12 protein-coding genes and 1 pseudogene are annotated in these 13,289 nt (G+C 69.2%); 6 read left to right on the plus strand and 7 right to left on the minus strand.

Annotation, left to right across the window (positions count from 1 at the left end):
• Positions 1–9 precede the first annotated feature (9 nt).
• The 3 genes from E0H50_RS38395 to E0H50_RS38405 all read left to right on the plus strand — a co-directional run bounded on the left by E0H50_RS38395 (position 10) and on the right by E0H50_RS38405 (position 3,992).
• Complete coding sequence (locus E0H50_RS38395; RefSeq protein ID WP_131296067.1) at positions 10–1,602, plus strand: phytoene desaturase family protein; 1,593 nt, start codon at positions 10–12, stop codon at positions 1,600–1,602.
• A 613-nt stretch (positions 1,603–2,215) separates the two neighbouring features.
• Positions 2,216–2,623, plus strand: coding sequence for a TIGR03668 family PPOX class F420-dependent oxidoreductase (locus E0H50_RS38400; RefSeq protein WP_131296068.1), 408 nt, complete (start codon positions 2,216–2,218; stop codon positions 2,621–2,623).
• A gap of 124 nt (positions 2,624–2,747) precedes the next feature.
• The gene (locus tag E0H50_RS38405) at positions 2,748–3,992 is read left to right on the plus strand and encodes an RNA polymerase sigma factor (protein WP_131296069.1); all 1,245 of its coding nucleotides are present in this window, start codon (positions 2,748–2,750) and stop codon (positions 3,990–3,992) included.
• On the opposite strand, the gene E0H50_RS44415 is transcribed toward E0H50_RS38405, so the two are convergent.
• From E0H50_RS44415 to E0H50_RS38425, 5 genes and pseudogenes are all read right to left on the minus strand, one after another.
• On the minus strand, positions 3,982–4,599 hold the full coding sequence (locus E0H50_RS44415; protein WP_131296070.1) for a class I SAM-dependent methyltransferase: 618 nt from the start codon (positions 4,597–4,599) through the stop codon (positions 3,982–3,984). The genes E0H50_RS38405 and E0H50_RS44415 overlap by 11 nt on opposite strands.
• Positions 4,506–4,778, minus strand: a pseudogene (locus E0H50_RS44420) (SAM-dependent methyltransferase); the annotation flags it as partial. The gene E0H50_RS44415 and the pseudogene E0H50_RS44420, both read right to left, overlap by 94 nt.
• 19 nt (positions 4,779–4,797) lie before the next feature.
• Positions 4,798–5,763: a Gfo/Idh/MocA family protein gene (locus E0H50_RS38415; protein WP_131296071.1), complete on the minus strand. Its 966-nt coding sequence runs from the start codon at positions 5,761–5,763 to the stop codon at positions 4,798–4,800.
• Entirely contained in the window at positions 5,760–6,767 is a 1,008-nt protein-coding gene (locus E0H50_RS38420; protein ID WP_131296072.1) for an alcohol dehydrogenase catalytic domain-containing protein, read from the minus strand. The genes E0H50_RS38415 and E0H50_RS38420 overlap by 4 nt, the downstream gene beginning before the upstream one ends.
• Positions 6,768–6,828: 61 nt before the next feature.
• A complete protein-coding gene (locus tag E0H50_RS38425) occupies positions 6,829–7,806 on the minus strand; it encodes a LacI family DNA-binding transcriptional regulator (RefSeq protein ID WP_131296073.1) in 978 nt (325 codons plus the stop codon).
• Positions 7,807–7,989: 183 nt separating this feature from the next.
• Here E0H50_RS38425 and E0H50_RS38430 point away from each other — a divergent pair, with 183 nt between their 5' ends.
• The 3 genes from E0H50_RS38430 (at position 7,990) to E0H50_RS44335 (ending at position 11,028) form a co-directional block, all read left to right on the plus strand.
• Positions 7,990–9,294: an acyl-CoA dehydrogenase family protein gene (locus E0H50_RS38430; RefSeq protein ID WP_131296074.1), complete on the plus strand. Its 1,305-nt coding sequence runs from the start codon at positions 7,990–7,992 to the stop codon at positions 9,292–9,294.
• Positions 9,294–10,496, plus strand: a complete 1,203-nt coding sequence (locus E0H50_RS38435) for an acyl-CoA dehydrogenase family protein (protein WP_131296075.1) — start codon at positions 9,294–9,296, stop codon at positions 10,494–10,496. Before E0H50_RS38430 ends, E0H50_RS38435 begins: the two co-directional genes overlap by 1 nt.
• Positions 10,497–10,893: 397 nt before the next feature.
• Positions 10,894–11,028 (plus strand): hypothetical protein, encoded by a 135-nt coding sequence (locus tag E0H50_RS44335; RefSeq protein ID WP_272948555.1) that lies wholly within the window; start codon positions 10,894–10,896, stop codon positions 11,026–11,028.
• 67 nt (positions 11,029–11,095) lie between these two features.
• Here the strand turns inward: E0H50_RS44335 and E0H50_RS38440 are convergent, their stop codons facing one another.
• Positions 11,096–12,424, minus strand: coding sequence for a 6-phospho-beta-glucosidase (locus E0H50_RS38440; protein WP_131296076.1), 1,329 nt, complete (start codon positions 12,422–12,424; stop codon positions 11,096–11,098).
• On the minus strand, positions 12,421–13,188 hold the full coding sequence (locus tag E0H50_RS38445; RefSeq protein WP_131296077.1) for a DeoR/GlpR family DNA-binding transcription regulator: 768 nt from the start codon (positions 13,186–13,188) through the stop codon (positions 12,421–12,423). The genes E0H50_RS38440 and E0H50_RS38445 overlap by 4 nt, the downstream gene beginning before the upstream one ends.
• Positions 13,189–13,289 lie beyond the last annotated feature (101 nt).

Genomic DNA, 13,289 nt, shown 5'->3' on the forward strand with positions numbered 1-13,289 from the left:
GCTCGAAGCATGCTGCCGCGCAGTGTTGATGCCGTGGTGATCGGTTCGGGGCCGAACGGGCTGGTGAGCGCGATCACACTTGCCGACGCGGGCTGGGACGTGCTGGTGCTGGAAGCCGCCGACACGTTCGGCGGCGCCGTCCGGTCGACCGAGGACGCCGGCTGGATCAGCGATCGTTTCAGTTCGAACTACCCGCTCGGGGTCGCGTCACCGGTGCTCCGGGCGCTCGAACTCGAGAAGTTCGGCCTGAAATGGGCGCATGCGCCGCTCCCGCTCGTCCATCTGCTCGACGCCGACGGCGCGTCTGCCGCGATCCACCCGGATCCCGAGGACACCGCGAAGTCGCTCGGCGCCGAGCACCCGGGCGACGGTGACGCGTGGTTGCGCCTGTATCAGCAGTACGTGTCGATCCGGGAGCCGTTGCTGAACGCGCTGCTCACCACCTGGCCGCCGATCGTTCCGGGCCTGAAACTGGCCCGGAAGCTCGGTTCGGCGGGGGAACTGCTGCGGTTCGCGCGGTTCATGGCGATGCCGATGCACCGGATGGGCCAGGAGCTGTTCGACGGGCGGCACGGGCCGGCGATCATCGCCGGGAACTCGCTGCACGCGGACGCGCCGTTGTCCGGCAGTGTCAGCGGGACGATGGGCTGGCTGCTCGCGATGCTCGCCCAGGACGTCGGCTTCCCGGTCGCCGCCGGCGGCTCCTCGGCTTTCTCCGGCGCGATGGTCCGACGGGCCGAGCGCGCGGGCGCACTGCTCGTCCCTGGTACGCCGGTGACCGGTCTCGAAGTGTCCGCGGGCCGAGTGACCGCCGTACACACCGCCGCCGGCGAGACCGTGACCGTCGAGCGCGCCGTCGTCGCGGACACCTCCGCCCCGGCGTTGTACGGCGAGTTGTTGCCGCAGGCCCTCATCCCGGGCGGGTTGCGGCGGGACCTGGACGACCGGTTCGAATGGGACTACCCGACGGTCAAGCTGAACTTCCGGCTGAACGGCCCGATCCCGTGGACGTCGTCGGAGGCACGGTCCGCGGGCGTCGTCCACCTCGGCGGCACCGCGGACGATCTCGTGCACCTGTCCGCGGATCTCGACACGGCGCGGGTGCCGTCGCAGCCGTTCCTCCTGATCGGGCAGACCACGAAGGCGGATCCGACCCGCTCCCCGGACGGCACCGAGGCGGTCTGGGCGTACGCGCACCTGCCGCGCGGGATGGCCGACGACGCCGCGGCGGAGAAGCTGGCCGGCCGGATGGACCGCGCGATCGAACGGTTCGCACCCGGCTTCGGCGATCTCGTCATCGACCGCGACCTGCAGCGTCCGTCGGCGTTGGAGTCCGGGAACGCGGCGCTCGGTCTCGGCGCGCTCGGCGGCGGGACGATGCAACTCCACCAGCAGCTCGTCTTCCGCCCGACGATCGGCCTGGGCAGCGCTCGCACCTTCGTCGACGGCCTGTACCTGGGCAGCTCCGCCATCCACCCCGGCGGCGGCGTCCACGGAGCCTGCGGCCACCTGGCCGCCCGCACCGCCCTCCGCGACACCTCCCTCCTCGGCCCCCTGACCCGCAAACTCCCAACAGCCACCCTCCGCCACCTACAGCGGTGAACCACCCCACTCCGCTGCAACCCACCGCTGCAACCCACCGCTGCAACCCACCGCTGCAACCCACCGCCGCAACCCACCGCCGCAACCCACCGCCGCAACCCACCGCCGCAACCCACCGCCGCAACCCACCGCTGCAACCCACCGCTGCAACCCACCGCTGCAACCCACCGCTGCAACCCACCGCTGCAACCCACCGCTGCAACCCACCGCTGCAACCCACCGCTGCAACCCACCGCTGCAACCCACCGCTGCAACCCACCGCTGCAACCCACCGCTGCAACCCACCGCTGCAACCCACCGCTGCAACCCACCGCTGCAACCCACCGCTGCAACCCACCGCTGCAACCCACCGCCGCAACCCACCGCTGCAACCCACCGCCGCAACCCACCGCCGCAGCGCGCCCTCCTCGCCGACTGCCCTGGCCGTCCGCTCCCGCATTTGGCTGGCTGACCCACCCATTTGCCTGGCCAACCCACCACGTCCGGGGTTCCTGAGCCTGGTTATGGGTCAGGAACCCCGCATCTCGTGGGTCAGCCAGTCAAATTGGTGGGTCAGCCAGGCAAATGCGGCGAGGGCGAGGGCGGGGGCGGGGGCGGGGGTTAGGGTCGGGGGGTGCGGTTGGACGAGGGGGCTTGTCGCGGGCGGGTGGCGGCGGCTCGGGTTGGGCGGTTGGCGACGGTGGGGGTGGATCTGCGCCCGCACATCGTCCCGGTGACGTACGCCGTCCACGCGGACGACCTGTTCATCGCCGTCGACCAGAAGCCGAAGTCGACGACCGCGCTCAAGCGGTTGCGGAACATCGCCGCGCACGAGCGGGTCGCCGTACTGGTGGACGAGTACGACGAGAACTGGACGCATCTGTGGTGGGTCCGGGTCGACGGGTCCGCGCGGGTGGTGCCCGAGCACGCGGCGGCGGTCGACCTGCTGACGGCGAAGTACCCGCAGTACGAGGCCGACCCGCCCCAAGGGCCGGTGATCGCGATCACGGTCGAAACGTGGTCGGGTTGGTCGTTCAGCTGACCGGCAGCTCGACAGGAGGTGTCGGCCCGGCCAGGCCGCGGTCACGCTCAAGCGCGTCGGTCGATCCGCCGTAGTGGACGTATACGTACTGTCGTGCTGCAGGTTGACGCGTAGGGTACGGGGGATGGACGAGCGCGTGAGTGTGGAGGGGCTGTTACGGGAGCTCGCGCCGCAGGTGCTGGGGTTTCTGGCTCGGCGGCACGGGCAGTTCGACCTGTGTGAGGACGCCGTACAGGAGGCGTTGCTGGCGGCGGCGACGCAGTGGCCGGTGGACGGCGTACCGGCGAACCCGCGGGGCTGGCTGATCACGGTCGCGACGCGGCGACTCACCGACGCCTTCCGGAGCGAGAACGCGCGGCGGCGGCGTGAGGACAACGTCGCGGCGATGGCCGGGCCGGAGGAGCTGGTTTCGCCTGCCGCGGACGTGGACGAGGCACCGGACACCGACGACACCTTGACCTTGCTGTTCCTGTGCTGCCACCCGGCCGTGACGCCGGCCTCGCAGGTCGCGTTGACCTTGCGGGCCGTCGGCGGTCTGACCACCGCGGAGATCGCGCGCGCGTTCATGGTGCCGGAGGCAACGATGGCGCCGCGGATCAGCCGGGCGAAGAAGAGCATCAAGGCGGCAGGCAGCCGGTTCGAGATGCCGCCCGCCTCGGAGCAGGCGGAGCGGTTGCGCGTCGTACTGCAGGTGCTGTACCTCATTTTCAACGAGGGCTACACGGCCAGCTCGGGCGAGGAGCTGCAGCGGGTCGAGCTGACGGCCGAGGCGATCCGGCTGGCGCGGATGCTGCGAGCTGCGCTGCCCGACGACGGTGAGGTCGCGGGCCTGCTGGCGTTGATGTTGCTGACCGACTCACGTCGGGCCGCGCGGACGACCGCGGACGGCGGCCTGGTGCCGATCGACGAGCAGGACCGGTCGTTGTGGGACCGCGCGCAGATCACCGAGGGTGCCGACCTGATCCTGCACACGTTGCAGCAGGGCGCGGTCGGGTCGTACCAGTTGCAGGCCGCGATCGCCGCCGTACACGCGGAAGCGCCGAGCGCGGACGAGACCGACTGGCGGCAGATCCTCGCGCTGTACCTGCTGCTCGAGAAGCTCGCGCCGAACCCGATGGTGACGCTCAACTGTGCGATCGCGCTCTCCCAGGTCGAGGGCCCGCAGGCGGGTCTCGACCTGCTCGCGACACTTGAGGACGACAAGAACATCTCCGAGACGCATCGGCTGGACGCGGTGCGCGCGCATCTGTACGAGCGCGCGGGGGATCCGGTCAAGGCCCACGAGCATTACCTGGCCGCGGCCCGACGTACGACGAGCCTCCCGGAACAGCGTTATCTGCAGGCGAAGGCCGACGCGGTCACGGGATGAGCCGGTAGAAACGCCAGTACGTCGTCCGGAACGGGTGTACCTGCACCTCGGTGAGGCCCGCGTCGGTGGCGGGCGCGATGAACTCCTCCTCGACGAGCTCGTCCGCGATCAGGACCGTTCCGCCGGGCGCCAGCATCTGCCGTGCAGTGCGGAGCGCGTCGACCGGCCGCGGCATGTCGTGCAGTGCCTCCAGGATCGTGACCAGGTCGAACTGCCCGTTCTGCGTGGTCGCGTCCGCGACCGAGAACGTGACCCGATCGCCCAGCCCGGTGGATCGGCGCGCAGCCGCCCGTCGATCTCGGGGATGGCCGGCAACCACTCCTCGCCCAGGAGGTTCAGATAGCTTGCCCGGTTGGGGTCCGCGCGTCCCTCCGGTCCCCAGGGCAGCGGCGGTGGTGCACCGCCGGTCCGGTACGCCTCGACCAAGTCGGGCAGCATCCGGGCTGCCCGGGCGAGCTCGACTCCCTTGTAGCCGTGGTAGTCGACATGGTCCGGATCGGCCAGCACCGGTACGTGCTCGGGCGGCAGGGTGTAGCGCCGTTCGGGGGGAGCCGCGGTCACGTCGTCGACGTCGACCAGTCCGCTGGCGGCGTGGTGCTCCAGCCACTCGCGGATGTAGCGCTCGTTGGTGCCGGTGCGTTCGGCCAGCTCGACCGACGTCGCCGGGCCCTGCTGGGCGAGCGACTGGTACAGCCCCAGACGCTCGCCGAGGTAGATGGAGTAGAGCTCGAGCGCCGCTCCGGCGTTCCGGAAGATCCGCTCGACGAGTGCGTTGGTCCGGTCCATGAACTGGATCGTACTTTCGTCAGGTGATGCTGACCCGGCGACCGGTCTCGTGGGACTCGATGGTGGCGTGGGCGAGTGCGAGGGCTCGGCGGCCGGCACGGGCGTGGACGGGTGGCTGGTCGCCGGCGCGGAGTGCGGTGAGCAGCGCGTCGACGTGGCGGTCGAAGGTGCCGGCGAAGTTGCGGGCCTCGTCGTCGAAGTACGTCGAGTGCCAGCGCTGCTCGACCGGGTCGCCTGCCTTGGAGAACGTCAGCGCCCGGACGGTGTCGTGGATGACGAGGCGGCCCTTCGTGCCGTTGATCTCGATCCGTTGCGTGTCGGGGTACGCGTACGACGAGTCGTAGGTGCCGAGCATCGTGCCGACGGCGCGGTTCTCGAAGTCGACCGCGAGCGCGAGCGTGCTGAACGCGCCGTACGTCTTGTCGGTCAGGTGCGCGGAGACCGCGGAGATCGGGCCGACGAGGTGTTCGAGCATGTCGAAGCCGTGGCACTGCGTCTCGATCAGGTTGGCGTGCGGGGACCTGCCGTGGTTCGCCTCGCCGCCGAAGCGCCAGGTCGCGAAGATCAGGTCGCCCAGTTCGCCGGCGTCGATGAGGGCCTTCGCGCGCTGCACGGGTTCGGCGTACCGGTGGTTGAAGTTGATCGCGAAGAAGCGGTCGCCGGCCTCGTCCAGCAGTGTGTCGGCCTCGGTGAGGTCGAAGACGAGCGGCTTCTCGACCAGGAGCGGTACGCCGGTCCGCACGAGCTTCAGCGTCACGTCGTAGTGGTCCTCGTTCGGCAGGCACACTGTGACGAGCTCCGGGCGCTCGACGCGAAGCATCTCGTCGAGATCGGTGTACGGCGTCGCGCCGTACCTCTCGGCCCGCGCCCGGGTCCGGGCCGGGGTACGGCCGCAGACCGCCACCAGTTCGGTGTCCTCGCGCCGGGAGAAGATGCGCGCGTGGTGCTCGCCCCAGCCGCCGGCGCCGACGACCGCGACCCTCACGCGGCACCGTCCTGCGTGACGACGACCTTGCCCGTTTCACCAGCCATGAACAGGCGGAACGCCTCGGCGATGTCGGCGACCGGGAAGCGGTGGCTGATGACCCGTCCGATGAGCTCCTGGTGTTCCTGGAGGAGTGCGAGGTTGCCGGGCATCTCGTCGTACCGGAAGTACTCGCTGCCGAGTACGGCGTGTTCGGGGCCGATCAGGTCGCGGGACACGTCGAGCGTGACCGATTCGCCGTGGCCGACGCAGATCAGGGCACCGCGCCGGCTGAGGATGTCGAGCGCCGCGCGGCGGGCGGATTCCTTACCGGACGAGTCGAAGGCGAGATCGGGGCTGCCGGCCCGGGTGAGGTCGTCGGCGAGGAGCGGGATCGCGCCGAACGATTCGGCGAAATCGAGCCGCCAGCGGGAGAAGTCGGAGATGTAGACCGGTACGTCGGCGCCGTACTTGAGCTTGCTCATCACCGTCAGGCCGAGCCCGATCGGGCCGGCGCCGGCGATGTAGACGCTTTCGACGTCCTGCCGGACGAGCGCCGCGCGGCCGAGGGCGTGGCTGCTCGTACCCATCACGTCGAGCAGCATCGTGGCGTTGCCGATCTCGATGTCGTCGGTGATCGGGAAGAAGTTGGACTCGTGCACCAGTTCGTACGGACCGTAGCCGCCGTCGTGGGTGAAGCCCATGTCGGCGCGCTTGGCGGAGCACTGGTTGGTCGCGTCGTACCTGCAGCTTCGGCATTCGCCGCAGAAGTCCATCAGGAACACGGCGCCGCGCGTGCCGACGGGTGTGCTGGTGCCGTCGCCGGTCTGCAGGACGGTGCCGGCGGCTTCGTGTCCGGGGACGACGGACGAGCCGTCGTAGTACTGGTGGCGGTCGGTGCCGCAGAGGGCGTTGGCCTGGACGGCTAGGAGGAGCTGGCCGGGTCCGGGGTCCGGGTACTCGTGGTCCGCGAACTCGATGCAGCCGGTTCCGGTGAACCTGGGGGCGAGGGCGGTACGCGTCATGCTGCCGGAATTTACTACGTAGCAAATCCTGCCCACAAGGGGTTAAGGGTGAGTGTTGGGGCTAGCGGCTGGTGCTCTCCCGGACCCGGAGCTCGTAGCCGGCCATCCGGTGCTGCGGGACGTGGTCCTCGTCGAGCTGCTCCGCGAGCAGGTCGAGCGCCATACTCGCGATGTCGTCGAGCAACGGAGCGACCGTACTGAGCGACGGCGTCGACAACCCCGCCTCGACAATGTCGTCGAACCCGACCACCGAAACCTGCCCCGGGACATCGATCCCGGCCCGCCCCAAAGCCCGCAACGCCCCCAGCGCAGCGGAATCATTCATCGCAAAGATCCCGTCCGGGACTGCTTTCTCGGTGAGCAGTGCGGTGACGGCTTCGGCGGCCGCCGCAGTGGTCCAGTCGCACTCGACGACCAGCGGCGCGATCCCGTACTTCTTCAACGCCGCCTGGTACCCCTGCCTACGCAACTGATACGACCGCCTGGGCCCGTGCCCCGCCCCGAGCAGGACGATCCGACGGCGCCCGGTATCGAGGAGATGGCTGACAGCAGCCTGTGCTGCCTCACGATTCTTGATGCCGACATGGTCGATCGCACTTCCCGGCTCGCGGTCACCGATCAGCACCACCGGATGCGTACTGCGCCGATCCGTGCGCCCGAGCGACACCGCACTCATGATCAACCCATCGGTGAGAATCTCACCCCCACCCCGAAGCAGCTCGAGTTCGGTCTCATGCCGCCCCCCGGTGGTCTCGACCAACACCGTCGTAGACCGCTCCCTCGCAGCGGAAACAACCGCCTCAGCGAGATCAGCGAAGTACCGCTCCCGAAAGGTCGGAACAGCCAGCGTCACAGTCCCCGTACGCCCGGTCCGCAGCCGGCGAGCCGCCGTGTTCGGCCGGTACCCCAAGGCGTCGAGGCTCGCCTGAACGCGGGCCCGAGTCGCGGGGGAGACATGAACGTAGTTGTTCACCACATTCGAGACGGTCCGCTGCGAGACACCCGCGTGCCGGGCCACGTCGGACATGCTGACCGCCACCACTGCACTCCTTCTGAGCTGAGGGCGCGTCTCCCGGTCCCACGCCTACTGCGCGGCACTCAGCGGGCACCTCGCCGAGCACCTGCTCGCTACGGCGTGGGACCGGGAGACACGCCCTGGGGTTCGTCAGGTTATACCGGACAAAGCGTGACCTGAGTTGTAACTTCGGTTTACAGTGACGGCATGAGCATTCAGGAGCGGACGCGCGGGCGGCGGGACGCGATCGGCGTCGGGGTCGCCCTGCTGAACCGGCTGGCCCAGTGGCGGGCGATCGACCGGCTCGGGCTGCGGAAGCCGGCTGAGCGGGCCGTCTTCGAGGCGACCAAGACCGGATTCCGGACGGCAGGAGCGCTCTCCCGGCGCTTCTCGGCCGCGTCGAAGCTGGCCTCGCCGTCCCGGCTGCCCGCGGCAAAGGGGACCGGGCGGTTCGACCTGACGCCGACCGAGGACCAGCAGATGATGGTCGACGTCGTCCGCTCGTTCGCCGCCGACGTACTGCGTCCCGCTGCCGCCGCCGCGGACACCGCGTGCGTCACGGACCCGAAGGTGCTGGAGTCGTCGGCCGAGCTCGGGCTGAGTCTGATCGAGGTCCCGGAGGAGCTCGGCGGCATCGTCACCGAGCGGTCCGCGATGACCGGCGTGCTGGTCGCCGAGGCGCTCGCGCACGGTGACCTGGGGCAGGCTGTCGCGTGCTTGGCGCCGTCCGCGGTGAGTACGGCGATCTCACTGTGGGGCGACGAGACGCAGCAGGCGACGTACCTCCCGGCCTTCACCGGCTCTTCGGTGCCGGCCGCTGCGCTAGCACTGCTGGAACCACGGCCGTTGTTCGATCCGTTCGAGCTGCAGACACGGTTCACCGGCGGTCTGCTGAACGGCGTGAAGTCGTTGGTGCCGCGGGCGGCCGAGGCGGAGCTGTTCGTGATCGGTGCGCAGACCGACGCCGGGCCGCGGCTGTTCGTGGTCGAGCCGGACCACCCGGGCGTGACGATCGAGGCCGAGCCGTCGATGGGGCTGCGGGCCGCTTCGCTCGCGCGCGTGATCCTGGTGGACGTTCCGGCGGTCCCGCTGGGTTCGGTCGAGGACTACGCCGAGTGCGTGCGGTTGTCGCGGCTCGGGTGGTGCGCGCTGTCGCTGGGTACGGCGCGGGCGGTGCTCGACTACGTCACGCCGTACGTCAACGAACGCACGGCCTTCGGCGAACCGATCAGCCATCGGCAGTCGGTGGCGTTCATGGTCGCGAACATCGGGATCGAGCTCGAGGGCATGAAGCTGGTGACGTACCGGGCCGGATCGCGGGCGTCGCAGGGGCTCCCGTTCGCGCGGGAGGCGGCGCTGGCGCGGCGGTTGTGTGCGGAGAAGGGCATGCAGATCGGGACCGACGGCGTACAGCTGCTCGGCGGGCACGGGTTCGTGAAGGAGCATCCGGTGGAGCGGTGGTACCGCGATCTGCGGGCGATCGGCGTGATGGAAGGTGCGGTGCTGGTCTGATGATCAACCTCGAGACTCCTCGCAAGTTCAGGGCCTTCGTCAACCAGGCGCACCAGGTGGCGGCCGAGATGCTGCGGCCGAACTCCCGCCGGTACGACCTGGCCGAACACGAGTACCCGGTCGAGCTGGACATGCTCGCCGCGATGGTCGACGGATTAGGTGCCTCGGGCACCGGTTCCGGTGCGGGCGCTTCCGGCGTACGGCGTACCGCTGCCGCCGACGACGGTGTCGTCAACGGGTCGAACCTGTCGTCGGTGCTGTCGATCATGGAGATGTGCTGGGGCGACGTCGGGCTGCTGCTGTCGATGCCGCGCCAGGGCCTCGGGAACTCGGCGATCGCGTCCGTCGCGTCGGACGAGCAACTGCGGCGCTTCGACGGCGTGTGGGCCGCGATGGCGATCACCGAACCGGGCTGCGGCTCGGACTCGGCCGGCATCCAGACCACCGCGCGACTCGACGGCGACGCCTACGTCCTGGACGGTGAGAAGATCTTCGTCACCGCCGGCGGCCGCTGCGACGCGGTCGTCGTCTGGGCGACCCTCGACAAGTCGCTCGGCCGGGCCGCGATCAAGTCGTTCGTGGTCATGAAGGACACGCCCGGCATGACCGTCGAACGCCTGGAGCACAAGCTCGGCATCCGCGCCTCCGACACCGCGACGATCCGCTTCGAGAACTGCCGCGTCCCGGTGGAGAACCTGCTGGGTTCCGCGGACATCGACAAGGGTTTCGCCGGTGTCATGCAGACCTTCGACAACACCCGCCCCCTGGTCGCCGCGATGGCCGTCGGCTGCGCCCGTGCGGCCCTGGAACTCACCCGCGAGCTACTGTCCGAAGCCGGCGTACAGATCGACTACGACCGCCCCGCTCACCTGCAGAACGCCGCGGCCGCGACGTACCTGTCCATGGAGTCCGACTGGGAAGCCGCCTACCTCCTCACCCTCCAGGCCGCCTGGATGGCCGACAACGGCCAACCCAACTCCCTCCAAGCCTCCATGGCCAAAGCCAAAGCCGGCCGCACCGCCAACGAGATAACCCTCCGCTGCGTAGAACTAACCGGCCCCCTCGGCTACACCGAACACCACCTCCTGGAGAAGTGGTCCCGAGACAGCAAAATCCTGGACATCTTCGAAGGCACCCAACAGATCCAGCAACTGATCGTGGCGCGCCGCCTCCTTGGAAAGACCTCTGCTGAGCTGAAATAGCTTTGTTTGTAGGGTCTTCCGCTGTTCCTGGGTCTCGGACCAGAGCAGTCCGGGGCCCGGATCGGGAGGGCCGAGCTTCGGGCCGGCGGACGGCCGGGAACCCGGCTCCGAGACAAACTCGCCGACTCTGGGTAGACGCACCACCAACACGGGCGACGAGTCGTCAATGACCGGGTCGACGTTGTGCGGTGTCCGATCGACCAGTTGGTCGTACTTGTCGACTTCTTCCACCATGTTCTACCGCCACTTGGCCCGACGGCGGCGGAAAGTCCACCGCCGGCGGTCTTCGTCCGATCCACGGCCGCGACAGCGTCGCCCGGGTGCTTGTCGCCAGTACCGCCGAACCGGCCGAAGGTCTCACCAACCAGTACCGAGACGTCACGGGGATCCGTCCGCAGTGATCTTCGCGGACAACTCGCCGTACGCCGTGATGGTCGTGGACGTCTCCGCGGACAGCGAGCAGGTGCAGGACATCTACGTGGTCAGCAACCCCGAGAAACTCTCCCACCTTCCGGACGCCTCAGCCGGCTGACCTCAAGTGTCGGAGGCGGTTGCTACTTTTCCGTCGTGATCATCGAGGTGCGCACCTACAGGCGACGTCAGCGGAGGAGTTGGGACAGATCTGGGTGGCGGTCGCGGTAGTTGGTGAGCAGGGTTCTGGCGGTGGTGACGGAGTCGACCAGGGGGTGGAGGGCGAGGGCTTGCAGGGCGAGGCGGGGAGAGTGGTCGCGGGCGGCTTGGATGGTGAGCTGTTCGACGGCTTTGACCTGCTGGACGAGGCCTAGCTGGTGCCCGGCGAGGGGAGTGGTCGCGATCGGGTGCGGGCCGTCGGCATCGACCGTGCAGGGGATCTCGACCACGGCGTCGGCGGGAAGGCCGGGGATCGCGGAACCGTTGCGCACGTTGAGGATCATCGTGCTGCGTTCGTTCCGGGCGATCGCGGCCATGATGGCGACCGCGACGCCTTCATATCCGCCGCCTTCGACGTCCGCGGCGTCCCGGGCCTCCGCGGTGTCCCGGCTCTCCTTCATGTACGTCGAGTCGCGCTCGGCGCGCACCGCCCGCCACCTGCTCAGGGCTGTGTCCGGATCGGCCGCGACCGCTTCGTAAAAGGCGCGTTGCTGGTCGAGCAAGAACTCGCCCCGGGTCTCGGCGCCGCCGCGGATCGACGCAACGGCGTCGCGGGTGAAGTAGTAGTAATACAAGTACTCGTTCGGGATGCACCCCAGCGTCTGAATCCACTCGGCACCGAAGAGCCGGCCTTCCTCGATGGTGGAGAGCCGTACGTCGTCGTCGATCAGTTCGGGCAGTACGTCGCGGCCGTCGTGACCGAGTCCGTTGAGCCAGCCGAGGTGATTGAGGCCGGCGTACTCGAGTGAGGTCCGGTCCGGGTCGTACCCGAGGGCCCGTGCCGCCCGGCGGCCGAGTCCGATCGGGGAGTCGCAGATGCCGATCACCCGGCGGCCGAGCACCTGCTGCATCGCCTCGGTGATCATCCCGGCGGGGTTGGTGAAGTTGATGACCCAGGCCTGCGGGCAGATCGCGGCAACCCGCTCGGCGACGTGGATCGCGGTCGGCACCGTTCGCAGGCCGTACGCGAGTCCGCCGGGTCCCGTGGTCTCCTGCCCGAGCAGCCCGAGGTCGAGCGCCACCCGCTCGTCCGCGGTGCGCCCTTCGAGACCGCCCACCCGGATCGCCGAGAACACGAAGTCGGCGCCGTCCAGCGCCACATCGAGCTCCGTGGTCACCTGGATCGCGGGCGCCTCTTCCTGCTCCGCGGCGAGTTGCCTGAGCACCTGGCCTACGGCTTCGAGCCGTTCGGGTACGACGTCGTACAAGCACACCCGGTCGATGTTCCGGTCGCTCATCACCGCGCCGTACACGAGCGGTACCCGGAAGCCCCCGCCGCCCAGGATCGCCAGCTTCATGTGAGCAGTACCTCCACGCCGTTGTCGTTGCAGGTCTGGAGTGTTTCCGGGTCGGCGCCGGAGTTGGTGACCAGGACACCGAGGTCGGCGGCAGTGCAGACCTTGAGCTTGCCGGAGCCAGGGAACTTGTGGCGGTCGGCGAGCAGGACCGCCTTGTCGGCGGCCTCGATCATGGCGCGTTTCACCGGTACCTCGACGACCGTGGTGTCCAGCACCACGCCGTCTCGCTGTACGCCGCTCGTGCCCAGGAAGGCAATGTCTGCGTGGATCTGGCGGAGCGCGTCTTCGGTGAGAACGCCGACCAACGAGTCGTAGGCCCGGCGTACCCAGCCGCCGAGCAGAATCAGCTCGACCGTCGGGTCGTCCCGCAGTACGTCGAGCACCGCGAGGCTGCTCGTCATCACGGTCACCTGCCGACGCCGGAGCTCCTTCGCGAGCAACTGCGTCGTAGTGCCGACATCGAGCAGTACGACGTCGCCGTCCTGCACGAGGGTCGCGGCGAGCCGGGCGATCTCGCGCTTCTCCGGGGTCGCGTCGGCGGCGACCGACGCGAACGGCCGATCGCGGTCGGCGTCCTCACTGTCGCCGGCCGGAATCATCGCGCCGCCGTGCACCCGGGTGATCTGACCGGCTTCGTCGAGATGCTGCAGATCGCGCCGGATGGTCGCCGAGCTGACACCGAGCTGACGGGCCAGCTCATCGACCGACGTCGCGCCGTCGACGCGTAGTCGCTGCACGATCTCGAGTTGCCGCTGATGTCGCACGCGTTTCTCCTATGTCAAGCCGCGTGGGCGAGGGTGGTCGTGGTGGCTTGATCGGTGGTCAGGTGGTTGAAGACGATTCGTGTGAGTCGTCGCTTGAGACA

It is taken from the genome of Kribbella sindirgiensis (genome assembly GCF_004331435.1).
Lineage (GTDB): Bacteria > Actinomycetota > Actinomycetes > Propionibacteriales > Kribbellaceae > Kribbella > Kribbella sindirgiensis.